The 25,032-nt window shown below is 70.0% G+C and carries 25 protein-coding genes and 1 other RNA gene; 10 read left to right on the forward strand and 16 right to left on the reverse strand.

Features of this window, described 5'->3' with window-relative positions:
• Positions 1-133 precede the first annotated feature (133 nt).
• Entirely contained in the window at positions 134-691 is a 558-nt protein-coding gene (locus F8M74_RS34050) for a hypothetical protein (protein WP_171410507.1), read from the forward strand.
• A gap of 33 nt (positions 692-724) precedes the next feature.
• On the opposite strand, the gene F8M74_RS34055 is transcribed toward F8M74_RS34050, so the two are convergent.
• The 3 genes from F8M74_RS34055 to F8M74_RS34065 form a co-directional block, all read right to left on the reverse strand.
• Positions 725-1,231, reverse strand: a complete 507-nt coding sequence (locus tag F8M74_RS34055; protein ID WP_141258891.1) for a lipoprotein — start codon at positions 1,229-1,231, stop codon at positions 725-727.
• 100 nt (positions 1,232-1,331) lie between these two features.
• Positions 1,332-1,727, reverse strand: an RNA gene (gene rnpB, locus F8M74_RS34060) — RNase P RNA component class A.
• A gap of 59 nt (positions 1,728-1,786) precedes the next feature.
• Positions 1,787-3,067 carry an RNA polymerase sigma factor gene (locus F8M74_RS34065; RefSeq protein ID WP_141258892.1) on the reverse strand — a complete coding sequence of 427 codons (1,281 nt, stop codon included), beginning with the start codon at positions 3,065-3,067 and terminating at the stop codon, positions 1,787-1,789.
• A gap of 284 nt (positions 3,068-3,351) precedes the next feature.
• Between F8M74_RS34065 and F8M74_RS34070 the strand changes: the two genes are divergently transcribed.
• Positions 3,352-4,680: a reverse transcriptase family protein gene (locus F8M74_RS34070; RefSeq protein WP_141258893.1), complete on the forward strand. Its 1,329-nt coding sequence runs from the start codon at positions 3,352-3,354 to the stop codon at positions 4,678-4,680.
• Positions 4,681-4,781: 101 nt separating this feature from the next.
• On the opposite strand, the gene F8M74_RS34075 is transcribed toward F8M74_RS34070, so the two are convergent.
• Genes F8M74_RS34075 through F8M74_RS34085 form a run of 3 tightly spaced genes read right to left on the reverse strand, consistent with a single transcriptional unit; the run spans position 4,782 to position 6,418 of the window.
• Positions 4,782-4,997: a hypothetical protein gene (locus F8M74_RS34075; protein ID WP_228560909.1), complete on the reverse strand. Its 216-nt coding sequence runs from the start codon at positions 4,995-4,997 to the stop codon at positions 4,782-4,784.
• Positions 4,998-5,029: 32 nt separating this feature from the next.
• Complete coding sequence (locus F8M74_RS34080) at positions 5,030-5,668, reverse strand: ribonuclease HI family protein (protein WP_141258894.1); 639 nt, start codon at positions 5,666-5,668, stop codon at positions 5,030-5,032.
• Between the two features lie 18 nt (positions 5,669-5,686).
• Positions 5,687-6,418, reverse strand: coding sequence for a zinc ribbon domain-containing protein (locus F8M74_RS34085; protein ID WP_141258895.1), 732 nt, complete (start codon positions 6,416-6,418; stop codon positions 5,687-5,689).
• 106 nt (positions 6,419-6,524) lie between these two features.
• Between F8M74_RS34085 and F8M74_RS34090 the strand changes: the two genes are divergently transcribed.
• Entirely contained in the window at positions 6,525-7,352 is an 828-nt protein-coding gene (locus tag F8M74_RS34090; RefSeq protein WP_141258896.1) for a hypothetical protein, read from the forward strand.
• 142 nt (positions 7,353-7,494) lie between these two features.
• The gene (locus tag F8M74_RS34095; RefSeq protein ID WP_163884686.1) at positions 7,495-7,662 is read left to right on the forward strand and encodes a hypothetical protein; all 168 of its coding nucleotides are present in this window, start codon (positions 7,495-7,497) and stop codon (positions 7,660-7,662) included.
• 87 nt (positions 7,663-7,749) lie between these two features.
• Here the strand turns inward: F8M74_RS34095 and F8M74_RS34100 are convergent, their stop codons facing one another.
• A complete protein-coding gene (locus F8M74_RS34100; RefSeq protein WP_141258897.1) occupies positions 7,750-8,043 on the reverse strand; it encodes a TIGR02300 family protein in 294 nt (97 codons plus the stop codon).
• Positions 8,044-8,191: 148 nt separating this feature from the next.
• Here F8M74_RS34100 and F8M74_RS34105 point away from each other — a divergent pair, with 148 nt between their 5' ends.
• Positions 8,192-9,823, forward strand: coding sequence for an AgmX/PglI C-terminal domain-containing protein (locus F8M74_RS34105; protein WP_163884689.1), 1,632 nt, complete (start codon positions 8,192-8,194; stop codon positions 9,821-9,823).
• Positions 9,824-9,827: 4 nt separating this feature from the next.
• Here the strand turns inward: F8M74_RS34105 and F8M74_RS34110 are convergent, their stop codons facing one another.
• Genes F8M74_RS34110 through F8M74_RS34120 form a run of 3 tightly spaced genes read right to left on the reverse strand, consistent with a single transcriptional unit; the run spans position 9,828 to position 12,611 of the window.
• Positions 9,828-10,073: a DUF3006 domain-containing protein gene (locus F8M74_RS34110; RefSeq protein WP_141258277.1), complete on the reverse strand. Its 246-nt coding sequence runs from the start codon at positions 10,071-10,073 to the stop codon at positions 9,828-9,830.
• 13 nt (positions 10,074-10,086) lie between these two features.
• Entirely contained in the window at positions 10,087-11,418 is a 1,332-nt protein-coding gene (locus F8M74_RS34115; RefSeq protein WP_141258276.1) for a ComEC/Rec2 family competence protein, read from the reverse strand.
• Positions 11,415-12,611, reverse strand: a complete 1,197-nt coding sequence (locus tag F8M74_RS34120) for a ComEC/Rec2 family competence protein (RefSeq protein ID WP_141258279.1) — start codon at positions 12,609-12,611, stop codon at positions 11,415-11,417. Before F8M74_RS34120 ends, F8M74_RS34115 begins: the two co-directional genes overlap by 4 nt.
• A gap of 114 nt (positions 12,612-12,725) precedes the next feature.
• Here F8M74_RS34120 and deoC point away from each other — a divergent pair, with 114 nt between their 5' ends.
• The 4 genes from deoC (at position 12,726) to F8M74_RS34140 (ending at position 16,454) form a co-directional block, all read left to right on the forward strand.
• Complete coding sequence (deoC, locus tag F8M74_RS34125) at positions 12,726-13,547, forward strand: deoxyribose-phosphate aldolase (RefSeq protein ID WP_141258275.1); 822 nt, start codon at positions 12,726-12,728, stop codon at positions 13,545-13,547.
• Between the two features lie 15 nt (positions 13,548-13,562).
• Complete coding sequence (locus tag F8M74_RS34130) at positions 13,563-13,955, forward strand: TraR/DksA family transcriptional regulator (protein ID WP_141258274.1); 393 nt, start codon at positions 13,563-13,565, stop codon at positions 13,953-13,955.
• A 64-nt stretch (positions 13,956-14,019) separates the two neighbouring features.
• Entirely contained in the window at positions 14,020-15,747 is a 1,728-nt protein-coding gene (locus F8M74_RS34135; protein ID WP_141258273.1) for a phospho-sugar mutase, read from the forward strand.
• Positions 15,748-15,812: 65 nt separating this feature from the next.
• Complete coding sequence (locus F8M74_RS34140; RefSeq protein ID WP_228560802.1) at positions 15,813-16,454, forward strand: hypothetical protein; 642 nt, start codon at positions 15,813-15,815, stop codon at positions 16,452-16,454.
• On the opposite strand, the gene F8M74_RS34145 is transcribed toward F8M74_RS34140, so the two are convergent.
• From F8M74_RS34145 to F8M74_RS34165, 5 genes are all read right to left on the reverse strand, one after another.
• Positions 16,455-17,624 (reverse strand): sensor histidine kinase, encoded by a 1,170-nt coding sequence (locus F8M74_RS34145; protein ID WP_141258271.1) that lies wholly within the window; start codon positions 17,622-17,624, stop codon positions 16,455-16,457.
• Between the two features lie 349 nt (positions 17,625-17,973).
• Positions 17,974-18,903, reverse strand: a complete 930-nt coding sequence (locus tag F8M74_RS34150) for an ABC transporter permease (RefSeq protein ID WP_141258270.1) — start codon at positions 18,901-18,903, stop codon at positions 17,974-17,976.
• Positions 18,896-20,011 carry an ABC transporter permease gene (locus F8M74_RS34155; protein ID WP_141258269.1) on the reverse strand — a complete coding sequence of 372 codons (1,116 nt, stop codon included), beginning with the start codon at positions 20,009-20,011 and terminating at the stop codon, positions 18,896-18,898. Before F8M74_RS34155 ends, F8M74_RS34150 begins: the two co-directional genes overlap by 8 nt.
• A complete protein-coding gene (locus F8M74_RS34160) occupies positions 20,004-21,479 on the reverse strand; it encodes an ABC transporter ATP-binding protein (RefSeq protein WP_228560805.1) in 1,476 nt (491 codons plus the stop codon). Before F8M74_RS34160 ends, F8M74_RS34155 begins: the two co-directional genes overlap by 8 nt.
• A 44-nt stretch (positions 21,480-21,523) precedes the next feature.
• Positions 21,524-22,714, reverse strand: a complete 1,191-nt coding sequence (locus F8M74_RS34165) for a BMP family protein (protein ID WP_141258267.1) — start codon at positions 22,712-22,714, stop codon at positions 21,524-21,526.
• Between the two features lie 75 nt (positions 22,715-22,789).
• Here F8M74_RS34165 and F8M74_RS34170 point away from each other — a divergent pair, with 75 nt between their 5' ends.
• Entirely contained in the window at positions 22,790-24,094 is a 1,305-nt protein-coding gene (locus F8M74_RS34170) for a thymidine phosphorylase (protein ID WP_141258266.1), read from the forward strand.
• 81 nt (positions 24,095-24,175) lie between these two features.
• Here F8M74_RS34170 and F8M74_RS34175 read toward each other — a convergent pair.
• Positions 24,176-25,032: DUF4328 domain-containing protein (locus tag F8M74_RS34175; protein ID WP_228560804.1), on the reverse strand; the 857-nt coding region annotated here is incomplete at its 5' end.

Below are 25,032 nucleotides of genomic sequence, written 5' to 3' on the forward strand. Positions count from 1 at the left end.
GAGCGGGAGAGGGGGCGGGCGGCACCTGCGCGGTCAGGGCGTCGAGGGCGTTGGGCGTCTTCATGTGCGCGGGTTCGCATACACCAATGCGCCGGTGGATGCAGCGCCCGTGGCCGGGTAGAACCCGGTCGTGATGCGTCTCAAGCCCTCCTGTGTCCTGCTTCCGTCGGTCCTGCTGCTCGGCAGCGCCTGCATCGTGGAGGCGCCCGGCGGCGCCAGCGCGCAGGAGCGGCGCGCGGCCACCGTCACCCAGGTGCCCCCCCTGTCCGTGAAGAGCGGCGCCAACCTGGGCGGCAAGGTGGAGTTGGTGGGGGCCACGGTGGAGCCCGGCCGGCTGACGCCCGGAGACCAGGCGAAGGTGGCGCTCTACTTCAAGGTGCTCCAGCCCATGGACGACGACTACCTCATCTTCGTCCACGTGGAGGACGCGGACGGCCGCGCCGAGCGCATCAACGTGGACCACAAGCCCGCGGGCGGCATGCTGCCCACGTCGCAGTGGAAGCCCGGTGAGACGGTGAAGGACGAGTTCCCCATCTACGTGCCGCCCGGCTCGACGGCCCGCGCGCTGAACATCTGGCTGGGGTTCTGGGAGCCGCGTACGGACTCCCGGCTGCGCATCCTCAACCCGAACGCCGTGCGCAACGACGGCAAGGACCGCATCCTGCTGGGCCAGGTGCCCGTGGCGCGTTGAGCCGCGCCTGACCGGGCACCTGGGTGCTGCCGGCTACTGGCAGTTCGGGGGCCCCATGCAGGAATAGGTGGCGGTGACCTCCGCCCCCATCGTGGTGGCGTCGACGCGGGTGCAGGTGCCATTCGTCGTGACGACGTTGCAGGTCCCCCGTGGACATTGCTGGTTGGCGAGGTCCCGCGCGTCGGTCCGTGCCAGGGCCCACGCGCCCGGGCAGTTGAAGCTGGTGGCATAGCCCACGGACGTGCGCCGCGTGCTCTCACAGGTACACGGCGTCGTCGTCGGACAGTAGGTCCTGCTCCCGTTGCACTCCACCCAGCCGCCGTTGTCCGCGCCGGAGGCACAGATGCCGCTCGCGGAGCCGCAGGTGATGGATGTGCCATCCGCACACTGCTGGCTCACCTGACAGGAGAGCTCCGCTTCGCTGGTGCCCAGTTGCAGGGGCTCCTCGTGCTCGTCGCCCACGTTGCAGGCGGACAGGACCAGGACTGCGACTGCGGCCAGGACGCTTCGTTGCCAGTGCCTACCGGTTTGCATTTGCATGCCGGAGACACTAGGCCCGTGAAGCAAAGCCCCTCCATCGTGGAGAACCGCAGTTCCCACGCCGAGGAGGGGGTTCCACGCGCTGACTTCAGAGGGAAAACGCCGGAGCGGCCGTGTAAGCCGAGTTCTGTTCCCACCCCTTTCGGGATGGGCGGTGAACATTCATCTAGGGCCCTGGTTGCCCAGGGGCCTCATCAGCGAGCAACCCGAACGCATGGGACGGGCCATCCCTGTCCTCCGTACGGCGAGGACGCGCTCCTATTGGCTCTTGCTCCAGGTGGGGTTTACCGAGCCGTCCGAGTCACCCCGGACGCGGTGCGCTCTTACCGCACCGTTTCACCCTTACCCGCCCCTTGCGGAACGGGCGGTCTGTTTTCTGTGGCACTTTCCTGCGAGTCGCCTCGACTGGCCGTTAGCCAGCACCCTGCCCTCTGGAGCTCGGACTTTCCTCCCGCCACCCATGACTGCGGTGACCGGCGTTCACCCGGGCCGCTCCGGCACCTTGCGCTTACAACAGCCGGGCAGGGGCGGTCCACTCCGGGGCGTCCGCCGGGCTCAGGAACGTCCGGTTCCGCGCGAGCATGCGGCGGCCCGTTCGAGGAGCAGCGCGCGTTCTCGTGTGTTCGCCGTGAGGGCGGCGGCCTGCTCGAACTCCGCGCGGGCCTCGTCGAGCCGGCCCAGCTTGCCGAGCAGGTCTCCGCGGACGCTGGGCAGCAGGTGGTAGCCCTGGAGTGACGGCTCCGAGGTCAGCGCGTTCACGATGGTCAGTCCCGCCTCCGGGCCGAACGCCATGGAATGGGCGACCGCCCGATTGAGCTCCACGACAGGGGAGGGGACGACCTGGGCCAGGGTGTCGTAGAGCGCTGCAATGCGTGCCCAGTCCGTGGCCTCGGCCGTGCGCGCGCGGGCGTGGCAGGCGGCGATGGCGGCCTGGAGCGCAGAGGGGCCCTGAGCGCCTCCCAGCGCCTCGGCGCGTTCGAGCGCTGCGAGGCCCCGGCGAATGAGGAGTTGATCCCAGAGGGCCCGGTTCTGCTCCAGAAGGAGGACGGGCTTGCCCTTCGGCCCGACGCGCGCTCGTGAGCGTGACGACTGAATCTCCATCAGGGCGACGAGGCCATGGACCTCCGGCTCCTTCGGCGCGAGCCCCACCAGGATTCGGCCCAGGCGCAGGGCATCCTCGCAGAGTGCGGGGCGCATCCAGTCATCGCCGGCCGTCGCCGCGTAGCCTTCATTGAAGACGAGGTAGATGACCTCGAGAACGGTCGACAGGCGGGCGGCCAGCTCCTCGCTATCGGGGACTTCGAAGGGGACGTGTGCCTCCGCGAGCGTGCGCTTGGCCCGGACGATGCGCTGGGCCACGGTGGGGACGGGGACGAGGAAGGCGCGGGCAATCTCCTCGGTCGTCAGGCCTCCGAGCAGCCGGAGCGTGAGCGCCACCCGTGTCTCCTTGGAGAGCACTGGGTGGCAGGAGACGAACATCAATCGCAACAGGTCATCGCCCACGACGTCGTCGAGCGCGGCGTCCAGGTCCGGCGCGGCCGTGCCTTGCAGCGACTCCAGTTCGTGACCGAGTTCCTCGTGCTTGCGCTCGAGGAGCTTGCCCCTGCGCAGTTCGTCGATGGCGCGGCGCTTGGCGGTGGCCATGAGCCACGCGCCCGGGTTGTCCGGGACGCCCGTCTCCGGCCATTTCTCAAGCGCGGTGACGAGCGCGTCCTGTGCGAGTTCCTCCGCGCGGCCCACGTCACGGACCATCCGCGCGAGTCCCGCGATGAGGCGCGCTGACTCGATTCGCCAGACCGCTTGAATGGCCCGTTGTGTCTCGGTGGAAGCCGTCACGGGCGCAACTCAATCACCGTTCGGTCGCGGCACAAGGGGCGAGCGCGCCCGGCATTTTCTTTTTGAAAGTGCGGCGTGTACCGTCGGCGGGCCATGCGGCGGCTTGGACACCCAGCGGGTAGCCGGTCCGTGCAGATGCGGTCCGCTGCCTCTCCGGGGCACCCCCGGGGACATTTCATCAGGAGCACACCGTCACGCGCGGCCGTCTCCGCGGCGAGCCGCGGCCCGGGCCACGCAAGACACGACAGGTGGGGCCACGCCGCCGCATGGCGTGAGTGTGGAAGATGAGCGAGCAGCGCGTCGTGGCTCAGGCGCTCGCGTCCGCGTTCCTCGCGGGGCCCTGGACGCTCAAGGGACTCGTTGAAAGGGGCACGGAGGTCGTCGGAGGACGGGCGCCTTGGGTGTCGTCGTTGGCTCGGAGCGCGATGATCTTCTTCCCGCGTCCGCCGCATGCACGGATGGAGTTGCTCGGGGACTTGTTGGCTTCGCGCCCCGCGTTTATGCGGGGCTTCACAGACCCTTCGGCGCGTGCACGCATCGTGCGCTGGATTACGTCCGAGCCGCAGATGGCGCGGCAGCCGTGGCCCGTGCCGTCGCTGTCGACCCAAGCCGAACTCGCGGCATGGTTGGGGGTGACAGGGGCGCAACTGGGCTGGCTGGCGGATGTACCGGGCATCGAGCGCACGTCCTCGCCAGGGCGGTGGCGGCGCTACCGGTACACCTGGATTCCGAAGCGCAGCGGTGGTGAGCGCCTGCTGGAGCGGCCGGGATTGGACCTGCTCCTGGTTCAGCGCAAGCTGCTCCACGGCATTCTGGACCACATCCCGCCGCACGACGCGGCGCATGGCTTCGTCGTGGGGCGGAGCGTTCGTAGTTTCGCGGAGCCTCACGCACGACAGGCCGTCGTGGTGCGAGTGGACATCGAAGACTTCTTCTTCGCGGTGCGGCCCGCGCGAATCTGGGCGGTGTTCCGCACGGCGGGATATCCGGACGGCGTGGTGAGCGCGCTCGCGGGGCTCTGCACGAACCGCACACCCAGCGCGGTGGTGTCGCAGGCGCGGCGGCCGGATTCACTCGCCGAGGCTAGCGCGCGCTGGCGCCTGGCGCGGAGGCTCGAATCGCGTCACCTGCCACAGGGGGCGCCCACATCGCCCGCGCTGGCCAACCTCGCGGCGTACCGGCTTGATGTCCGGCTGTCGGCGCTCGCTGCTGCGATGGGCGCGCGGTACACGCGATACGCGGATGACATGGCGTTCTCGGGTGGTGACGCATTGGCCCGGCGCACGCACAAGTTGCTGCGCTACGTGAACCAGATTCTCCGGGAGGAGGGCTTCACGCCGCGCACGGGGAAGACGCGGGTAATGCACCGGAGCGCTCAGCAGCGGCTCGCGGGCGTGGTGGTGAATGAGCATCCTTCTATTCGCCGCACGGACTACGAGCGACTGAAGGCCCTTCTCCACCTGTGCCGCACGCGAGGCCCCGTGAGTCAGAACACCGAGGGCCATCCCGATTTCCGAGCGCATCTGCTGGGACGCATCGCCTGGGTAGCGCAACTGCATCCAGCCCGGGGCGCGAAACTGCGCGCCACCTTCGACCAGATTGCGTGGGACTGACGCCCACGTCTTTCGACTACCCGATGAGCCAGTAGAGCTTTTTCAGGGGGACCAGCGCCCTCGTCTCCGCGTCGAGGTTCTCGTACTGCTCGACCAGAAGCTCACGAAGGTCGGAGCGCGTGAGAAGACGGGGTGCCTTCCTTGTCCTCCGGATATGCCTTGGCGAACCGGGCTTCAAGCTCGTCCGCGCTCGTGTCTGGCGCGAGCGGGCCGACCTTGTCCCATCCGATGCCGACGTGCCCCTCCGCCTTGAAGGCATCGAAGAACGCGGCATCGCGGCCCGCACGGATGAACCACAGGCGCTTGTTGGCAGTCACCAATTCCCCCCTGATGTCCGTCCCTGGAATGACTACAGCCGCTCGTCGATGGCGCGGTTGCTCATCTCATCCGCCTCGGCGTTCTGTGCGCGGGGGACGTGATGCAGCTTCACTTTCGTGAAGCCCTTGATCAGCTTCTGCGCTTCTTCGTAGAGCGGCTTCAGCGTCGGGCTCTTCACCTGGTAGCGCCCGCCGAGCTGACGAATCATCAGCTCGCTGTCCGCGTAGACGTCCACCTCGCGCGCGCCCAACGACTGCGCATGCTTCAGGCCCAGTAGCAGGCCCATGTACTCCGCGCAGTTGTTCGTCTGATGCCCCAGGAACCGCCCGAGCCGGGCCACCACGTTGCCCGCGGGGTCCATCAGCACCGCGCCCGCGCCCGCGGGCCCTGGATTGCCCCGAGCCGCGCCATCTGAATAGACGCGCAGCCGCGGATGCGATTCGGAAGCGGGCGCCGCATCCACCGGCGGGCTCATGGCCCCAGCCGGCACCTGCGTGCTCGGAGCCGACGCAGCGGAAGCTGGCGGCATCCCGCCGAGCCGCTGTGCGGCATCCTCGATGAGCTGCCCGAGGTGCTCCCGGGTGAGGCCTCGGAACTCACGTACCGTCCCTTGCAACGGCTCCTCACGCGCGATGTGGCGGAGGATGTCGATGATGGACGGTGCGGGCATGTCCACGAAGCCGTGCCGCTACTTCGACGCCGCCGGGGTTTCCTGCAGCGCTTCCACCGCGTAGATGATGCGGTTGCACGAAGGACAGATGTCCGTGCCCAGCCCGGTGCGAAGCTGGTTGTAGAGCTGCGGGGGCACGTTCATGTTGCAGCCCTGGCAGGTGCCGGCGACCACGCCGACCATGGCGGGCAGCTTCTTCTTGCGCACCACCTCGTAGCGGCGCAGCAGGGTGGCATCCACGCTCGAGGCCACTTCGGCGCGACGACCTTCCAGCCCCTTCACCTGCGACTCGGCTTCGCCCAGCTTGCCGCGCAGCTCCGTCATCCGGCCGGACAGGCCCTGCTGCTTCGTCGCGTAGTCGGCCTCCTTGCCCTTGATGGCCTCGCGAGCGCCGCCGAGCTGCTTCGTCAGCTCCGCCAGCTCCTCCGCCATCGTCAGATTGGCCTTCTTGGCGATGTCGATTTCACGGGCCAGGGCGGAGTACTCGCGGGTGGAACGCTGCTCGCTGAGCCGCGTCTCCCACTTCTTCACCTTGTCCTTCTCGTCCGTGATGTTCTGCTCGAGCTGGGCCTTCTGCTTCTCCATGTCGGAGACGCGTGCCCGTTCCGCCTCGATGGCGCTGCGGGCCACACCCAGTTCCCGCTCCAACTCGGCAATCTGACGGGGGTGAACGTCCGCGGCCTTCCGAAGCGAGGCGACCTCGAGGTCCACGTTCTGCAGCTCCGCCAGCGCTTTCAATTTCTCCCGCAAAGTTGCTGCCTCCCACAGGGCCGCACCGTGTACGGCAACGGCCAAGTTCTTGTACCAACAAGGTTGATGAGGGTCCAACGTCCAAATGGGCCATGAGTCATCCCTCGTGGCCCTTGCTGCCATGCTGCATTTGAAACAGCTTCACGCACCCGTTAGACCGGAGCGCGTGCTTCGTCCATCCTTCGTCATCGTTCTCTGCGCGCTCACTCCTGCCTGCAAGGAGTCCGCGTCCCCGCCACCCGCCACCACCACCACTTCGCCGGCCATCGCGCCTGCCGCCACGAACACGAAGTGGGGCGTCATCGAGGGGCGCGTCCGTCTTGCCGGCACGCCCCCCGCACCCGCCCGCCAGCCCACCATTGGTACCGTCGTCTCCGTGTGTGGCGACGAGACAGAGGAGCGCACGCTCGTGGTGGGAAGCGAGGGCGCGTTGGCCCACACCGTGGTTTCCCTTAGAGACGGCCACGCGCTGCCCGCGTCCACGCGCGCCGCGCCGGAGCCCGTGCTGGACCAGAAGCAGTGTGTCTATGACCCGCCCGTGCTCGCTGCTCGCACCGGAAGCACCCTGGTCATTCGCAACTCGGACCCGTTGGTCCACAACGTTCGCGCCGCCTCTGGAACCAACCGCGCCTTCTTCAACGTGGCCATGCCGCTGGAGGGGATGACGGTGAAGCGGCAGCTGCCCGCCGAGCCGGGCGAAGTCCCCATCCACTGCGACATCCATCCCTGGATGCGCGCGCGCGTGCGCATCTTCAATCATGGGTACTTCGCGACCAGCGGCGCGGATGGGCGCTTCCAACTGGAGGTCCCCGAGGGCACCCACACCCTGGTCCTCTGGCACGAGCGGCTTCCAGAACAAGCCCGCACCGTGACGGTTCGCGCCGGCGAGCGCGTCCAGGTGGACGCGGAGTGGCCGGTGGCCGACCTGAAGTAGCCCGCCAGTCCGTACCCTTGAAGGATTCCGGCGCTCGACGTCTAAAAGGTTGAGAAGCCGCGAATCGATTGGCGTTTCCGTTCCAACAGAAAAATTGTTATACGGGCGGCAGAAGCCACGACCGAGAAGAGGGGGCCGAGTCATGCAGCAGCAACCAAAGAAGCAAGCATTCCCGAGCAACGGCATGCGCGGCCTGGAGGCGCCCCGCAAGGCGGCGGTTCGGCCCATCGGCATGCAGGAGATGGGGCCGACCCTGTACGAGCAGCTCCGCCGCGCGCTGGTGGAGCTGACGCCCGCCTCGTCCAACTGAAGCCAGGCCGTCCGGGCGCAAACGCCACGGCCTGAAAAGCGAAGGGGCTCCCGGCTTGCGCCGTGGAGCCCCTCGTTGTTTGCGAACCTAGATTTCGTCCTCTTCGCTTTCGCCTCCCGCCGCCTCGTCGTCGTCGAAGGAGTCCAGTTCCTCCTCCTCGTCTTCGCCGCGACTGGCGGGTTCCTCCGGTTCAATAGGCTCAATGACCTTCGGGGCGGCGGCGAGACGGCCACGCCTTCCCTCGGGCTGGGGCTTGAGCGCCGGGCTTTCCCTCTGATCGGCCCCACACTTCGGGCAGATCGGGTCCGGCTTCTTCATGTCGTAGAACTTCGTCTGGCACTTGAAGCAGACGTGTTTTGTTCCGAGGTCCTTCGCCGGCATTCGCCACCTTGTGTAAAAGGCGAGTGAAGACAGGGGGGAGGGCGGCTCAATAGTTGGGCCGCAAGACAGAGTCAACCTGTGGTTTGCGCCGGAGATTTCTAGCGGTAGCATCCCGCCCGCGTTTTCCCCCGGAAGCTGGACGCCCCTCTTGAACTTTACCTGCGACAATTGCCAGAAGCGGTATTCCATTGCGGACGAAAAGGTCCGCGGCAAGACGGTCAAGGTCCGCTGCAAGAACTGCCAGAACGTCATCACCGTCGAAGGGCCCGCCGAGGAAGAGAACACCCGCGTGGTGTCCCTCGCGGACGTGGAACGCATCCGCGCCCAGGAGCGTTCCCTGGCGGAGCCCGAAGCGAGCGCCGCCGCCCCGGCGGCCGTCATCAGCGCGCCCATCGCGGCCGCTCCGGTGGCGAAGGCGCCCGCGGCCGCGCTGCAGACGCCCTGGGACGATGAGCCCACGCGCGCCGCGCCCATGAAGGCCACGGGTTCGCCCTGGTTCGTCATGGTGCGCAACAAGCAGGAGGGGCCGCTGGACGAGGGCGCCCTCCGCGAGCTGGTGGCCACCGGCACCGTGAATGGCCGCAGCTTCTTCTGGCAGCAGGGCATGGCGGACTGGAAGCGCGGTTCGGACATCCCCGAGCTGGCCGGCCTCTTCGAGCCGCCGCCCGCCGCCGAGCCGCGGCACGCCGAGTCTGAGCAGCCCTGGCCAGACGAGGAAGACGAAGCACCGGACAACACGTATTACGGCGACCCCTTGCCGCGCGCGCAGCCGCAGCCGCAACCTCAGCAGCAGGCTCAGGTGACCCGCCGCGCGCAGCAGCCGCAGCCCCAGGCCGCCAACGCCGCGCCGCTGGACGACGCGCTGTTCTCCGACCTGGACCTGCCGGGCAACCGCAACGGTGGTGACGGCGAGGAGCCCCAGGACGACGGCGGCGTGCCGTACCCCGATGACCCGCGGGCCGCGCTGGGCGGCGGCGAGGACGACGACGAAGGCAAGGCCGTGGAGGACACGCGCCACTTCGCCAAGAAGTCGGGTGTCACGCGCCGCAACCCCGCCTGGAAGTACGCCGTCTTCGCGTTGCTGCTGCTCATCGTCCCGCTGGGCCTGGCGTATGTCCTGTCGGAGACGCTGGGCGTGGTGCCGCTGCGCGTGCAGACGGTGGACGCCAGCGGCAACGCGGTGGAGCAGCCCGTCTTCTCGTCGGAAGGCGTGGGCGCGCTGCGCGACAAGCTGATGGGCCGTGCGCCGCCGCCCGTGTCCCCCAAGCCGCCCGCCGAGGGCAAGCGCCCGGTGCCCACCTCGGAGGGCAATCGTCCGGCCGCCGCGCCCGGTGACACCGGCGCGGTTGCGGACCCGGAGACCGCCGCGGCGCCGTCCAAGGGGGCGCTGGAGGCCGTCTACGTGGACCCGGACAAGAAGGACGTGGACCCGACGGTGCGCAGCGGCGAGGAAGTGGCCGCCGCGGACACCGAGGAAGTCGGCGGCCCGTCCGACGAAGAGGTGGAGCGCGTGCTGGCGAAGACGCAGCCCGCCTTCCGTGACTGCGTGGAGGCCGAGCTGCGGAAGAACCCGTCCTTCAAGGGCGGCAAGGTGACGCTGACGGCCACCGTGGGCAGCTCGGGCACGGTGAAGTCGGCCACGTTCGACCGCAAGGACCTGAACCGAAACAGCCCCGTGGGCACCTGCATCCGTGACCGCGCGAAGGGGATGGTCTTCTCCGCCTTCGCTGGCGAGGACGTGGACCTGGAGATTCCGCTGGTCCTCTCCAAGTCGATGTAGCCGCCTAGAGGTCGAAGCTCCCGGCCGGCGGCGGCTTCTTGCCGCGTGTCGCCTTCTCGCGGGCCCTGCGCACCTCCTCGCGCAGGGCCTCGGTGGCCTCAGGGTCCACCTCCAAGGTGTCGAGGTCGAGCACGTCTCCCTCGCGGATGCCCGCGGGCAGTTCGCTCAGGGGGCGCGTCAGCTCGCGGCCCTCCACCACCAGCACGGCGATGTCGTCTTCGATTCGGTCCAGCGTGGCCCGGGTCGTCATGGGGCGTGGCTCCTCAGGGGTTGCAGTCCCGGGCAGGTCGCCGTCCACGCGAGGCCTCTTCCCGGCTGGAGAAGGTCACCAGGTTCGATGACTTGATCTTCACGACGTTGCGGCAGGTGGGCCTGTGGAACACGTCGCTGCGGACGCTGCCGACGTAGGTCCCCACCTTCACGGCGCCTGAGTCGGAGGCCCCGCTCCGCGAGCGCGGGCCCGCGCGAGAGGGTGGCGCCCCTTCGTCTGTCGGGTCGTCGAGGCTCAGGGTGTACATCTTCCCCGTGGGCTGGTTACCCGAGCCGGAGCGGCCCGTCGCGCGCTGGGAGTCCCCCGCGAGCGCGGCGTCCCGGGGCATGGGCGTGCCCAGGCCCGGGTAGCTGTAGCGCGTGTCTTCCGGGACGCCAGCTGACAGGCGCTGCGGCGTGACGACGAGCGTCTTCCCGTCGCTCACCACCTGCACCTCGCCGTGAAGGTCGGTGCGGAACACCTGCGCGCCGGTGGCCTCCAACTGCTTGAGCATGGCCGGCGCGGGGGCGCCAATCAGGTTGCCTTCGCCCGCGGAGATGACGGCGGCGCGAGGCCCCACGGCCGTCAGGAATGCGGCCGTGGTGGGCCCTTCGGTGCCGTGCGCGGCCACCTTGAGCAGCGTGGCCTGCATGGGGGCGTTGCGCGCCAGCAGGTGGTCCACCGTCCGGGCATGCGCGTCCGCCATGAAGAGCACCGCGGTGTCCCCATAGGTGAGCCGGAGGATGACGGAGTTGGCCTCCAGCGCGGCCTCGGGCACGTCGAGCAGCGGCTCAGTGGGCGCGCGGGGCCACAGCACCGTGAGGGACACGCCCGCGCCCAGGGGCAGCCGCTGGAGCGCGTTGGGCGTGGCGGGGGAGGGGGACGGGGAGATGAACTCCACGCCCTGGCTGGCCACGGCGCCGAGCAGGGCGTCATAGGCCTTGGGCGTGGCGCCCAGCTGCGGCTCCAGCAGTTGCCTGGCGCCCACGCGCTTCAACACCGGCTCCAGCGCGCCATGGTGGTCCGAATGCGGGTGGGTGAGCACCACCAGGTCCAGCCGCTGCGTGAGCAGCTCGGGCAGCCGGTTGACCAGGTGCTCCGCCGCGGAAGCGGGGCCCGTGTCCACCAGCGCGGTGTACCCGTCCGGCGACACGATGAGCGCGGCGTCGCCCTGGCCCACGTCGAAGAAGTAGACGTGGAGCTTCCCGTCCGGGGTGCCGCCGAAGTAGCGCCGAGGGGGCTCCGCCGGTCGCGTGGCCGCCGGCTGCGGGGGAGGTGGCGGCGATTCCTTGCAGGCCGTCAGTGCCAGCAGGACGGTGAGGAGGACGCGCGGGCGGAAGCTCATGGATGGCAGTCCTCGGCGGGGCGGCGCTCGCGCATGGCTTCGGCGCGGCTCGAATAGGCGGTGCGGTCCGACTTGGAGCGCTTCAGGGTCCGGCAGCTCTCTTTGTGAAACACCTTGCTGCCCTTGAGGCTGAAGTATCGGGGCGCGTCCGTGCCGCGTTGCGTGGAGTCGGTGCCGGGGGCCTCCGCCGGGGCGGACGCGGCGCCGCGCCCACGGGGCGTGCTGGTCCGGCGCGTTCCCCGGGTGATGGGCCCGAGCGCGACCGAGCCGGGCTTCACGCCTCCGGGAACCAGCTCCGACGCCCCTTCGCGCTTCTCCGCGCGCAGGGAGACGACGTTGCCGTCGCTGGTCGCCACCACCTCGCCGTCCTGGTCGGTGCGGAACACGGTGGCCTTCACCGCGCGCAGCCGCTCCAGCACCGCGGAGGTGGGGTGTCCGTAGTCGTTCTTCGCGCCCACGGAGATGACGGCGGCTTGGGGCTTCACCGCGGCCAGGAAGTCCGCGGTGGACGAGTGCCGCCCGCCGTGGTGGGCCACCTTCAGCACGGTGGAGGTGAGGTCGATAGGCTTGCGCAGCAGCGTGGCCTCGGTGTCCGGCTCGGCGTCGCCGGTGAAGAGGAACGCCGTCTTGCCGTAGGTCAGCTTGGCGACAATGGAGTTGGAGTTCGGGTCCGAGCGGGTGCCCGTGAGGAAGGGGTCTTCCGGCACGCGAGGCCACAGCACGGTGAGCGCCGCGCCATCCCCCAGGCCAATGGTGACCAGGGAGCGCGGGTCCTGGGGGTTGGGAACGGGCGTCATCACCTGGCCCACTTCGTCGCCCACGACGTTGAGCAGGTCGCGGTACGCCTCGCTCGGGTGGTCGAACCCCGGGTCCATGAAGCGCCGGGCCCCCACCGAGCGCAGCGCGGTGGACATGCCTCCCAGGTGGTCCAGGTGGGGGTGCGTGAGGATGGCGAGGTCCAGCGGCTCCTTCACCAACTCCCGCAGCCGCTGCTCCAGGCGGTGCCGCGCGTCGGGCGGGCCGCTGTCGATGAGCACCGTCTTGCCGGTGGGGGAGATGATGAGCGCGGCGTCCCCCTGTCCCACGTCGAAGAAATGCACCGTGAGCGGCTGGCCGGCGGATTGGGCCAGGACCTGGCCCGGAACCGAGGCGAGGAGAAGGACGAGGAGTGCGAGCCACCGGGCAAAGGACATCACGAGGCGGACTCTACCGCTCCGTCCCCCCCCCTGGCACCCAGGGGCTCCGATGATGCGCGCTTCTCCCGGGAGCGCTTCCCGAGGGCCTGGAAGTGGGCTAAGGGGCCGGGCATGTCCGACTCCGAAGACCTCTTCCATTTCGTCGAGGACATTGCCAACCAGGCGCGCCGCCGGCTCGAGGCGTGGAAGGAGGGGCAGACGCCCGGGGCCAGTGCTCCCGCGTCGGGCCCGTCCACCGCCCGGGTGGCCATGGAGACGGTGCGCTCCCACGCGGACCTCGCGCCGTATATCGACCACACGCTGCTCAAGCCCGAGGCTCGCGCCGAGGACGTGGTGAAGATGGCCGAGGAGGCCCGCCAGTACGGCTTTGCCTCCGTCTGCGTGAACAGCACGCACGTGGCCACCGCGGCGCGGGTGCTGGCCGGCACGTCCACGCTGCCCATCGCCGTGGTGGGCTTCCCACTGGGCGCCTCGCTGCCGTCCGCCAAGGCCTTCGAGGCCCGGGAGTCCATCCGTGCCGGGGCGCGGGAAATCGACATGGTGCTGAACGTCGGCGCGCTCAAGGCGCACGACTACGCGCTGGTGCACCAGGACATCGCCGCCGTCGTGGAGGCCAGCCGGCCCGTGCCGGTGAAGGTCATCCTGGAGACGGCCCTGCTGACGGACGAGGAGAAGGTCATCGCCTGCTCGCTCTCCAAGGCCGCGGGCGCCGCCTTCGTGAAGACGTCCACGGGCTTCGGTCCGGGCGGGGCCACCGAGGCGGACGTGGCGCTGATGCGCCGGGTGGTAGGCGACACGGTGGGCGTGAAGGCGTCGGGCGGCATCCGCTCCGCCGAGGACGCGATGAAGATGCTGCGCGCGGGGGCCAACCGCCTGGGCGCGTCCGCGTCGGTGGCCATCGTCTCCGGGCAGACCTCCGCCGCGAAGTACTGACCCGGGGCGGACACCGTGAACGCGAAACAGCGAGACGAACTCAAGGCGCTGCTGCTCGCGCTCCACTCGGAGCTGACGGAGAAGACGCCGTCGAGAATCGAGCCGAACCGCACCGATGACGCGCGCATCGGCGGCGACGAGGATGAGCAGCCGCTCAATGAGATGATGCAGGCCATCGCCTCCAACCGGAACCGGAACATGGATGGCGTGCTGGCCCGCGTGCTCAAGGCGCTGGGCAAGCTGCGCGACGACCCGGACGCGTTCGGCGAGTGCGAGGAGTGCGGCGACGAGGTTCCGCTCGGGCGGCTGCGCGCCATGCCCTACGCGGAGTTCTGCGTGACGTGCCAGGGCAACAAGGACGGCCCCAAGGGCCGCGCCACCCGCAGCAAGCTGACCGACTACACCTGAACAACCGGCGTGCGAGCCCCGTGCCTCGCGCGCCCTCAACGGCTACACGAGGCTTCGAGGGCTCATGGACACCACCGGACTGAAGGAGCGGGCGGAGGCGTGGCGTCAGGCGGACCCGGACCCGTCCACCGCGGCGGAGCTGACGGCGTTGCTGGCGAAGGCGGACTGGGCCGAACTGGAGGACCGCTTCTCGCAGGACCTGGAATTCGGCACCGCGGGCCTGCGCGGCGTGCTGGGCGCCGGTCCCAACCGGATGAACCGCGCCGTCATCCGCCGCACCACCGCGGGCCTGGCTCGCTACCTCAAGGAGCAGGTGCCGGACGTCGCCACCCGGGGCGTGGTGGTGGGCCGCGACGCGCGCAACCTGAGCGCGGAGCTGGCCGAGGACACCGCCGCGGTGCTCGCCGCCGAGGGCATCCCCGCCCATGTCTTCCCGGAGCCGGTGCCCACGCCGCTGGTGGCCTTCGCCGCGCTGCACCTCAACGCCGCCGCGGCCGTCATGGTGACGGCCAGCCACAACCCGCCCGAGTACAACGGCTACAAGGTCTATTGGGGCAACGGCGCGCAGATCATCCCGCCGCATGACACGGGCATCGCCTCCGCCATCGCCCGGGTGGAGCCCGCCAACCGCGTGCCGCTGCTGACGCCGGCCGATGCGCGCGCCAAGGGCCTGTGGCGGGATTTGCCCGCGGCCATTGGCGACGCCTACGTGCGCGCCATCCTGGGGCTGCGCGTGGTGGGCAAGGGCTCCGACTCGCTGTCCATCGTCTACACCGCCATGCACGGCGTGGGCGGCGACTGGGCCGTGCGGGCCCTGCGCGAGGCGGGCTTCCCGCGCGTCACGCCCGTGGCCGAGCAGCAGCAGCCGGATGGCCGCTTCCCCACGGTGCGCTTCCCCAACCCGGAGGAGCCGGGCGCCATGGACCTGGCCACCGCCACCGCCGAGCGCGTGAAGGCGGACGTGGTGCTGGCCAATGACCCGGACGCGGACCGGCTGGCCGTCATGGCGCGCGACGCGGACGGGTCGCTGCGGCTGCTGACGGGCAACGAGGTGGGCGTGCTGCTGGGCCACTACGTCCTCACCCAGGGGGCGAAGCAGGGGAAGCCACACGTCGTCACCACCATCGTCTCCTCGGCGCAGTTGGGAGACATCGCGCGTTCGCTGGGCGCCGCGTGTGACGAGGTGCTCACCGGCTTCAAGTGGATCGCCAACCGCGCGCTGGAGCGCGAGCATGCCGAGGGCACCCGCTTCGTCTTCGGTTACGAGGAGGCGCTGGGCTACACCGTGGGCACGGTGACGCGGGACAAGGACGGCGTGGGCTCGGCGCTCGTCATGGCGGACCTGGCGGCATGGTGCCAGGCGCGCGGCACCACGGTGCTGGGCTACCTGGAGGAGATTCAGCGCGCGCATGGCCTGTACGTGGGCGCGCAGCGCAACTTCACGTTCCCCGGCGCTGCGGGCGCGCAGGTCATCCGCGGCATCATGGACGCGTTCCGTGCCTCGCCTCCGAAGGACATTGGCGGTGACGCCGTCCGTGCCGTGAGCGACTACAAGAAGGGCGAGCGGGGCCTGCCTCCGTCCAACGTCGTCGCGCTCGAGTTGGAGAGCGGCGGCCGCGTCACGCTGCGTCCCTCCGGCACCGAGCCGAAAATCAAATACTACTTCGAGCTGAAGGAGACGCTCGCCGACGGTGAGCCTCTGGCTCAGGCCCGCGCGCGCGCCGAGTCCCGGCTGGCCCGCTTCATCGATGCTTTCCTCGGCCTCGCGCGTGAGCGCGGGCAGCCGGCGTGAGTCTAGAGACGCAGCACCGCACCCACCGCCCGCCCTCCTCGGCGGCCCTCGCAGAAAGGTACCGTGTGAAGCGACTGCTCCCCGGAGTCCTCCTCGCTTGCTTCCTGGCCCTCCCGGCCACCGCGCTGGCGCAACGCGGTCAAGGTTGGTCTGTCCTCGCCGGTGAAACGCTGGGACGGGGCAACACCGCCTTCCATGGCCAGATTGGCTGGCCCGGCATCTCCCTGGGCCTGCTGCACGGTGGCTCGGAGCGCTTCGACATCGGCGGCAAGTTCAGTTTCAACTGGGGCCGCGAGGGCTGGGTCCGCTACACGGACCCGGGCATCAAGCTCCAGGCGTGGATGCGGTTGCAGCTCGTCAAGGAGCGCAACTTCTCGCTGGCGCTCACCTTCCAGCCGGGCCCGTTCTTCTACTTCAACCGGCATGACACCGACGTGGGCCTGGCGCTGCCCGTGGGCGTGGTGGTGGGCATCCCCGCTGGCAGCGCCGTCATGGTGAACCTGGGCCTGGACATCCCCTTCCACGTCTACTTCGGCGAGGGAATCGGTCCGGTGTTCCCCGTCCTCGTGGGCGGCGGCCTGGAGTACTTCGTCAACCGCCAGCTGGGCGTCACCTTCAACGTCCGGCTGGGGCCCGCCGTCATCCCGGACATCGACGACACCGAGTTCACGCTGGAAGCGCTCTTCGGCGTCGCCTACCGCTTCTAGCTACCAGGACGACGTCTGCTCGGGCAGCTCCACCGTGAAGGTGCTGCCCAGGTTGACGCGGCTGTGCACCGTCACCGCGCCGCCCATGGCTTCCACCAGGGTGCGCGCGACGGTGAGGCCCAGCCCGGCGCCCTTCTCGGGCGCCTTCGTCGTGTAGTAGGGCTCGAAGACGGCCTGCAGCTCGTCCTCGAAGATGCCGATGCCCGTGTCCTTCACGTACAGGCGCGGGCCGAAGTCCCCGAAGATGTCCGGAAGCTCCACGCCCACGTGGATGCGACGCGGGCGGTCCGTCACGTCCTCCACCGCGTCCACCGCGTTGGCCAGCAGCTCCACCAGCACCTGCTCCAACTGACGGCGGTTGAAGACGACGGCGATGGCCTCGTCCGGCAGCTGCACCTTCACCTCGGCGGTGCCCAGGCGGCCGGCGTCACGCATCCGCTCCACCACCGCGGGGACGAGGTCGCGCAGGTCGAAGCGCTGGATGTCCTTCGGATTGGTGGTGCCCAGCGACAGCAGGTGCTGGCCGTGCAGGCGCATCTGCTCGCCGGCCACGCCCAGCTTCTTGAGCTCGTCTGCATCCGGCGGCAGGCCCTGCAGCGCGCGCGCGCGAACGTGCTCCAGCGCCCGCTGGAGGCCTTCGCCTACGCGGCCCAGGTTCTGCGCCACGTCCGCGGCCAGCGTGCCCACGCGGGCCAGCCGCTCCATCTCCACCCAGCGGGCGCGCGGGTCCTGCAGCGCTTCGGCGCGCTGGCCACCGCGCTCGCGGTGCGCCTTGAGCTCCAGCAGCGTGTGGATGCGGACCTTCAGCTCCAGCGGGTCCAGGGGCTCGGTGATGAGCAGGTCATCCACGCCCGCCTCGAGCACCTCGCGGCGCGTCTCCCGGTCCGCGCTGGGCGTCAGCATGAGCACGGGGAGGGCGGGGCTTCCCAGTGCGTCCTGAAGGCGCCGGTACGTCGCGAGGCCGTCCGTGCCAGGACGCTCCACGTCGAGCAGCACCAGGTCCGCGGACTGATGGGCCGCTGCTGCGGCCGCCGCCGCCAGTCCGCTCGCGGTCAGCACGTCATAACCCGCCGGCGAGAGGATGGAGCACAGCCGCTCCATGCCGCCCGACTCCACGTCCACGGCCAGAACTCGGGGCCGATACGTCGCGGTCTCCGTCGTCTCCAGCATCACGCCACCCCTACATGGTGACCAGGTGAGCTTCACCCGGGTGTTCCAGGCCGTCCTGCGGACCCCTCTCGCCCTGGATGGAGCTCCCCCTGGGCGCTTGCGTCCAGTCCGGTACGTGATCCGATACCGCGCTGTGTCTATGCGAGGCTCATGCCGCGCTTCGTCCTGGCGCGTCGGAGCCGCCCATTGCACCACCAACGGCGGAAGCCCTGTAACGTCAGGGGGTTGAATCGTTGCGACACCGGAGAAAGTTACCTCAACTGGAATCCGGCGAACGAAAGACGAGGTCGCTCCTGACCCGAATTCGTTTTTCACCCGGGTGCAGAATGACCCGTTTGCGCGCAAAGTGTCAGCGCGACTCTTGTTCGTAGGGCGTTCCGAGCGCGGCGGGGGCGCTGCTGCGTTGGCCCTGGAGGGTCAGCACCACCAAGGTGAGCAGATAGGGGAGGGCCAGGAGGACGCCCTGGGGGATCAGCTCGACCAGTCCGGGGGCGCTCGACACCAGGCCGATGCGCAGCGCGTTACCGAAGGCGAAGAAGGTGGCGGCGAGGAAGGCGCCCACGGGCGTCCACCGGCCGAACACCATGGCGGCCAGGGCCATGAAGCCCAAGCCCGCGGGGGTGTGCTGCTCGAAGCGGTCCAGCACGGCGGTGGACAGCACCGCGCCGCCCAGGCCCGCCAGCAGCCCGCTGCCCAGCACCGCACCCCAGCGCAGCCCCGGTACCGACAGGCCCAGCGTTGCCACGGCCTGGGGCTTGTCGCCCACCGCGCGCAGCCGCAGGCCCAGGGGCGTGCGGGTCAGCAGTCCCTGGAAGGCGAAGGGCAGCAGCAGCGCCAGGTACGTGGGCGCCGAGTGCCCGGACAGCGCGCCCAGCACCGGCACGGAGCTGAGCCCGGGGATGTTCCAGCGGGTGAGCTGCTGGATGGGCGGCGTGCCGTTGGGGCCGTAGAGCGACTCCAGCAGGAAGGTGCCGCCGGCCAGGGCCACCAGGTTGAGGGCGATGCCGGACACTACCTGGTCCGAGCGCCAGCGGATGCTCAGGAAGCCATGCACACCGGCCAGGGCCGCGCCCGCGAGCATGCCCATGACGACGGCCAGGGGCGTGGGCATCGTCAGCGCCGCCACCGCCGCGCAGAAGGCGCCTACGCGCATCATCCCCTCCATGCCCACGGCAATCACGCCCGCGCGCTCGGAGAGCACCGCGCCCAGGGCGGCGAAGATGAGCGCTGGCGCCGCGTCCAAGGTGGAGAACAGCAGCGAGTGGAGGACATCAAGCACGGGGCACCTCCGCCGACGCCGCGGGCGCCACGTTCCGCCGGCGCAGCAGCGCCAGCCACACCATGCGCCCGGCGACGAAGAGCAGCGCGAGGCCCTGGATGAGCTCGGGGAAGCTCTTGTGCACGCCGAGCAACTGCATGCGCGTTCCGCCCGCGCGCAGCACGCCGAAGAAGAGCGCGGACACGGTGGCGCCCAGCGGGTGGTTGTTGCCGATGAGCGCGATGGCGATGCCGTCGAACCCGTAGGGCGCGCCCAGTGTGCCGGGGTAGCGCCCCTCCGTCCCCAGCACCAGCACCGCGCCCGCCAGCCCCGCCATGGCCCCCGCGAGCGCCATGGCCATGCCCATGCGCCGGGCCACGGGGATGCCCGCGGCGCGCGCGGCCTCGGCGCCCAGGCCCACCGCGCGCGTCTCGAAGCCGGAGCGCGTGCGCGTCAGCCACACCCACACCGCCAGCGCCGCGACGAGCGCCAGCGGGAAGCCCAGGTTGAGCCGCGAGCCTTCCCCCAGCAGCCGAGGCAGCACCGCGGTGGCCTGGATTTCGGCAGTGCCGGTGATGGACTGGCCGCCTTCGGCCGCGCCGCGCAGCGGGCCCACCACCAGCCAGTTGTCCACCAGGCTCAGCGCCACCCAGTTGAGCATGATGGTGGAGATGACCTCGTGCACGCCCCGGTAGATGCGCAGCAGCCCGGCAATGCCCGCCCACGCCGCGCCCGCGAGCGCCGCGCCCAGCAGGGCCGCGGGCACGTGCAGCACGCCGGGCAGTGACACCTGGGCGCCCACCACCGCGGCGGCCAGCGCGCCCAGCAGCATCTGTCCCTGCGCGCCGATGTTGAACAGGCCCACCTTGAACGCCACCGCCACGGACAGGCCGGTGAGGGTGAGAATCGCGGCCTTCATCGCGGACTCGCCCAGCGGGCGGGTGATGACGGTGGCCGCAGCGCCGTCCAGGTACGCGGGCCAGTTGCCGATGCCACCCCACAGCATCTGCAGATAGGCGTCCGTCGCGGTGCCCGGCTCCATGGTGAGCGCGATGAGCGCCCAGCACACGCCCAGCGCCAGCAGCACGGAGAGCACCGACGGCAGCATCTGTCTCACGCGCTCAGGCATGGCCCGGCTCCGTGGTCCCCAGCATGCGCCGTCCCAGCTCGCGCTCGTCGAACTCGTGACGCAGGAAGTGGCCCGTCACGCGGCCTTCGAAGAAGACATAGACGCGGTCCGACAGGGCCAGCACCTCTTCCAAATCGAGTGACACCAGCAGCACGCCCGTGCCCTGGTCGCGCGCCTCGCGCAGCTTCGCGTGGACCTGCGCCACCGCGCCCACGTCCAGCCCGCGCGTGGGCTGCACCACCACCAGCAACCGGGGCCGCGCATCCAGCTCGCGCGCGACCACCACCTTCTGCTGATTGCCTCCGGACAGGGCCCGCAGGGCGACTTCCGGGTCGGGAGGCCGCACGTCGTAGGCCACGGTCAGCTCGCGCGTGCGCTCGCGGCGGCCCTTGAAATCAATCCACGGGCCCTTCGCGAAGGGCGGCCGCGTGTGCCGGCCCAGGGCCACGTTCTCCTCCACGCTGAGCGCCTTCACCACCGCGCGGTGGAGCCGGTCCTCGGGGATATGGCCCACGCCGCGCGTCCGCGCCTGGGCCGGCGTAAGGCCGCTCAGGGGGCCTCCCAGGAGCGCGCCGCTCCCAGACGTCAGCGGGCGCAGGCCGGTGAGGACCTCCGCCAGCTCGCGCTGTCCGTTGCCGTCCACGCCCGCGATGCCGACGATTTCACCCGCGCGCACCTCCAGGTCCACGCCGCGCAGGGCAGGGCGCCCGTTGTCGCCGGTGGCCTGGAGCCCTCGTACGTCCAGCAGCGGCTCGCCGGGGGCCTGGGACACGGCCGGGGTGGAAGTGGCGGCCGGAGCGCGCTGGCCGTCACCCACCATGAGCGCGGCGAGCTGTTCGGCCGTGGTGTCGGCGGCGCGGACCTCCGCCACGCAGCGGCCCCGGCGCATGACGGCGATGCGGTCCGCCACGCCGAGCACCTCTTTCAGCTTGTGGCTGATGAGCACCACGGTGTGGCCCTGCGCGACCAGTCCGCGCATGACCCGGGCCAGCTCGTCGGATTCCTGCGGCGTGAGGACGGCGGTGGGCTCGTCGAGGATGAGCACCTGGGCGCCGCGGTGCAGCGCCTTGACGATCTCCACCTTCTGCTGCGAGCCCACGCTGAGCGTGTCCACCCGCGCCCGGGGCTCCAGTTGGAAGCCGAAGCGGGCGCAGGTGGCGGACACCTCCTGCACCGCGCGCTCCAGGTCCAGCAGTCCGTTGCGGGTGGGCTCGCGGCCCAGCACCACGTTCTCCGCCACCGACAGCGTGGGCACGAGCATGAAGTGCTGGTGCACCATGCCAATGCCCCGCGCAATCGCGTCCCGGGGGCTCTTGAAGCGCACGGGCTGGCCGTCCAGCGACAGCACGCCCGCGTCCGGCTGGTAGAGCCCGTAGAGGACGTTCATCAGGCTGGACTTGCCCGCGCCATTCTCACCCACCACGGCGAGCAGCTCGCCACGGTGCACGTCCAGCGACGCGTCCGCCAGCGAGACGCACGTGCCGAAGGCCTTGTGGATGTTCTGGAGGGAAATCAGGGGGCGGCAGCCTGGAAGGAGGCGAGGTCCGCCGGGACGGCAGGGACCTGGATCGTCCCGGAGATGATGCGCTGGCGCAGGGCCTCCACCTTCTGGAGCGCCTCCGCCTTGCCGGGGAACTCCACCCGCACCTCCGCCATGCCCACGCCGTTCTCCTTGAGGCCGAGCACCTGCTCACCCGCGGAGAACGTGCCGTCCACCAGGTCCTTCGCCGCCTGATACACGGCCAGGTCGGAGTACTTCATCATCGACGTGAGGATGGCGTCCGGCGCCACGTGTGACTGGTCGGAGTCCACGCCAATGGCGTACACGCTCTTGCCCGCGGCGCGCGCTTCCTTCACCGCCTGGATGACGCCGATGCCGTCCGCGCCCGCGGCGTGGAAGAGGACGTCCGCGCCCTTGGAGATGAGGTCCTGCGCCACCTGCTTGCCGGCGGCCATGTTGTTGAAGCTGCCCGTGTAGACGGACATGAGCGCCTGGGACGCCTGGGCGTTGGTCGTCTTCACACCCGCGCGGTAGCCCACCTCGAAGCGCTGGATGAGGGGGACCTCGATGCCGCCCACGAAGCCCACCTTGTTCGTCTTCGTCACCAACCCGGCCAGCGCGCCCACGAGGAAGCTGCCCTCCTGCTCCTTGAAGAGGACGGTGCGCACGTTGGGCAGCTTCATGGGCTTGCCCTGCGCGTCCAGCACCTGACTGTCGATGAGCAGGAACTGGGCCTTTGGGTTTTCCTGGGCGGAGGTACGCACCGCGTTGGCCAGCATGTAGCCATTGCCCACGGTGAGCCGGGCGCCCTGGTCCACCAGGAGCTGGAGATTGGGGACGTAGTCCTCTTGGGCCTTGCTCTGCAGGACGATGGGCTGGATGGCCAGCGACTTGAAGCTGGCGGCGTCCGAGGTCAAGTGGGGCGGCAGGGACTGGCGGACCTCATCGGGGGTGGCGTCCACATACTTGCCGCCCTCGTAGCGCTTGCCCGCGGCCCACAGTTCCAGGCCACGGAGCGCCGCGTCATTGAAGGAGTGGTCTCCGCGACCGCCCACGTCGATGACGAGCCCCACGGGGAGGGCCTTCTTTTCCGTCTTCCCGGCGGCGGGGGGCTGGGCGCCGGAGGGGGGCGCTTCTTCCTTCTGCTTGGAACACGCGCACAGGAGGGCGGTGAGGGCAAGGACGTGGAGGCGGAGCATCATGAGAGGCCTATCTACCAGATGCCCGCCCTTTCCCGGAGTGCATGAAGGGGTGGGTTCCTGCTATGGGCTCGCCTCGTGCAACCCTACGAACTCATCAAGGCCAAGCGGGATGGCGGCCGGCTGGATCCGGCGGACATCCGTGCATTCATCGAGGCGTATACGGCGGGGACGGTGGCGGACTACCAGATGGCGGCCATGAGCATGGCCATCTTCTTCCGGGGCATGGACTCCCGGGAGCTGGGTGCCTGGGCCCGCGCCATGCTGGAGTCTGGCGAGGTCCTGGACCTGTCCGACACGCCGGGTGTGAAGGTGGACAAGCATTCGACGGGCGGGGTGGGTGACAAGGTCTCCCTCAGCCTGGCGCCGCTGGCCGCCGCGTGTGGGGTTCCGGTGCCCATGATTTCGGGCCGGGGCCTGGGGCACACGGGCGGGACGCTGGATAAGCTGGAGTCCATCCCCGGCTTCAACGTCAACCTGCCGACGTCGGAGTACCGGCGGCTGGTGCGCGAGGTGAACTGCTGCCTGATTGGCCAGACGGCGCAGGTGGCCCCGGCGGACAAGAAGCTCTATGCCCTGCGGGACGTGACGGCGACGGTGGACTGCATCCCGCTGATCGCGTCCTCCATCATGAGCAAGAAGCTGGCGGAGGGCATCGACGCGCTGGTGCTGGACGTGAAGGTGGGCAGTGGCGCCTTCATGAAGCGCGACGAGGACGCGCGCACGCTGGCGAAGACGATGATTGGCCTGGGCGCGGAGATGGGGAAGAAGGTCGTGGCCCTGCTCACCGACATGGACCAGCCGCTGGGCCGCAAGGTGGGCAACGCGCTGGAGGTCATCGAGGCGGTGGACATGCTCCGCGGCAACGCGCCGGAGGACTACACCGAGGTCACGTATGCCCTCACGGCGGAGATGCTGGTGCTGGGCAAGAAGGCCGCCACGGTGGAGGAGGCGCGCGAGAAGCTGCGCAAGGTGGTGGAGGACGGCAGCGCGGTGCGCAAGCTGAAGGAGATTGTCCAGGTGCAGGGCGGAGACCCGCGCTCCATCGATGACTACTCCCTGCTGCCCCAGGCGAAGGCCACCGTGGACGTGGTGGCGCCCCGGGACGGCTTCGTCACCGGCATCGACACGGAGGGCGTGGGCCTGGCGGCGGTGGCGCTGGGCGCGGGCCGGCAGAGGACGGACAGCAAGATCGACCCGGCCGTGGGCTTCACGCTGCTGAAGAAGTCGGGCGAGTCCGTGAAGCAGGGCGAGCCCGTGGTGCGCGTGCACTACAACGACGCGGCCCAGCTGGAGAACGTGAAGGCGCGCCTGCTGGCCGCGTACCGGTTCGGCGACGCGGCCCCCGCGGCCCGTCCGCTCATCCGCGAGCGGGTGGAGTAGGGCGCCGAGCCGTGTGGTGACCTGGGAGCCCCCGTCGATGCCCTGCCAGGGCGCGGCGTGGGGCTCCTTTCACGTTGCGCATCAGGGGGTGGCGCCGGTCATGGTCGCCTCCGCCTCCGCCCTGCGGGCCACGAGCAGCGACTCGATGTCCCCGATGACGCGGATGCACAGCACCGCCGCCGCGATGGAGAGGCCCTCTGAAAGAATCCCGGCGAGGAGCGACACGGACAGCGAAGTGGAGTTCGCGGTATCCACCCTGGCGAAGGTGTTGCCGACGTTGCTGATGATGTTGCTGAGGATCCACGTCGCCCACCAGGCCGTGAGCATGGACTGTCTCTCAGGGGGGCCGCCCAACCCTTGCCAGAGGCCTCGCACCACCTCGAGCGGCTTGAAGAGGTTGGCGAACGGAATGAACCAGCAGAACGTGGCCCAACCCGTCGATTCGTTGCTCAAGCCCAGGGCGTTGGCGGTCTTCACACTCAGGCGCAGCCAGCGCAGGTAGAGGACCACGGTGGCGAGCATCGTCAGCAGGGCGGGGAGTGCGAGCAGCGCGTTCAGCTGGTCGAAGGACTCGGCGTCCTCGAGGCTGGGGCTCCCATTGTCGAAGCTCAGGTAGAGCCAGAGGTTGAGGATGGCGACAGGGACGGCGAGGACCGCGCTCGCCGCCAGGGCCACGCTCGCCCACCGCGTCCGGGCCCGGGTGAAGGGCAGTGCCTGGACCTGCCGGACGGAGCAGGCGGCGCAGACACCTGCCTGGGCTGTTCGGCACTTCGCGCAGACGAAGCGCCCGCACCGCTCACACGTCCCCGTGGACGGTTCGCCAGCATGGTCAGGGCAGACGGGGGCTGTTTCGGGAAGGGTGGATTCGGTCAGCATGGTGTTGTCAGGGCAAGGGCGGGCCGCCGCGCACGCATCGCGCGTTGGATGGGATGGGGGGC

The sequence above is a fragment of the Myxococcus sp. CA023 genome (genome assembly GCF_010998615.1).
GTDB lineage: Bacteria > Myxococcota > Myxococcia > Myxococcales > Myxococcaceae > Myxococcus.

Excerpts from the sequence above, each read along its gene's own strand:
- F8M74_RS34080 (WP_141258894.1), bottom strand. The coding sequence starts at position 5,668 with ATGCCCGCACCGTCCATCATCGACATCCTCCGCCACATCGCGCGTGAG.
- deoC (WP_141258275.1), top strand. The coding sequence starts at position 12,726 with ATGTCCGACTCCGAAGACCTCTTCCATTTCGTCGAGGACATTGCCAAC.
- F8M74_RS34120 (WP_141258279.1), bottom strand. The coding sequence starts at position 12,611 with ATGTCCTTTGCCCGGTGGCTCGCACTCCTCGTCCTTCTCCTCGCCTCG.
- F8M74_RS34115 (WP_141258276.1), bottom strand. The coding sequence starts at position 11,418 with ATGAGCTTCCGCCCGCGCGTCCTCCTCACCGTCCTGCTGGCACTGACG.
- F8M74_RS34145 (WP_141258271.1), bottom strand. The coding sequence starts at position 17,624 with ATGCTGGAGACGACGGAGACCGCGACGTATCGGCCCCGAGTTCTGGCC.
- F8M74_RS34070 (WP_141258893.1), top strand. The coding sequence starts at position 3,352 with ATGAGCGAGCAGCGCGTCGTGGCTCAGGCGCTCGCGTCCGCGTTCCTC.
- F8M74_RS34155 (WP_141258269.1), bottom strand. The coding sequence starts at position 20,011 with ATGCCTGAGCGCGTGAGACAGATGCTGCCGTCGGTGCTCTCCGTGCTG.
- F8M74_RS34095 (WP_163884686.1), top strand. The coding sequence starts at position 7,495 with ATGCAGCAGCAACCAAAGAAGCAAGCATTCCCGAGCAACGGCATGCGC.
- F8M74_RS34100 (WP_141258897.1), bottom strand. The coding sequence starts at position 8,043 with ATGCCGGCGAAGGACCTCGGAACAAAACACGTCTGCTTCAAGTGCCAG.
- F8M74_RS34110 (WP_141258277.1), bottom strand. The coding sequence starts at position 10,073 with ATGACGACCCGGGCCACGCTGGACCGAATCGAAGACGACATCGCCGTG.
- F8M74_RS34135 (WP_141258273.1), top strand. The coding sequence starts at position 14,020 with ATGGACACCACCGGACTGAAGGAGCGGGCGGAGGCGTGGCGTCAGGCG.
- F8M74_RS34165 (WP_141258267.1), bottom strand. The coding sequence starts at position 22,714 with ATGATGCTCCGCCTCCACGTCCTTGCCCTCACCGCCCTCCTGTGCGCG.
- F8M74_RS34050 (WP_171410507.1), top strand. The coding sequence starts at position 134 with ATGCGTCTCAAGCCCTCCTGTGTCCTGCTTCCGTCGGTCCTGCTGCTC.
- F8M74_RS34055 (WP_141258891.1), bottom strand. The coding sequence starts at position 1,231 with ATGCAAATGCAAACCGGTAGGCACTGGCAACGAAGCGTCCTGGCCGCA.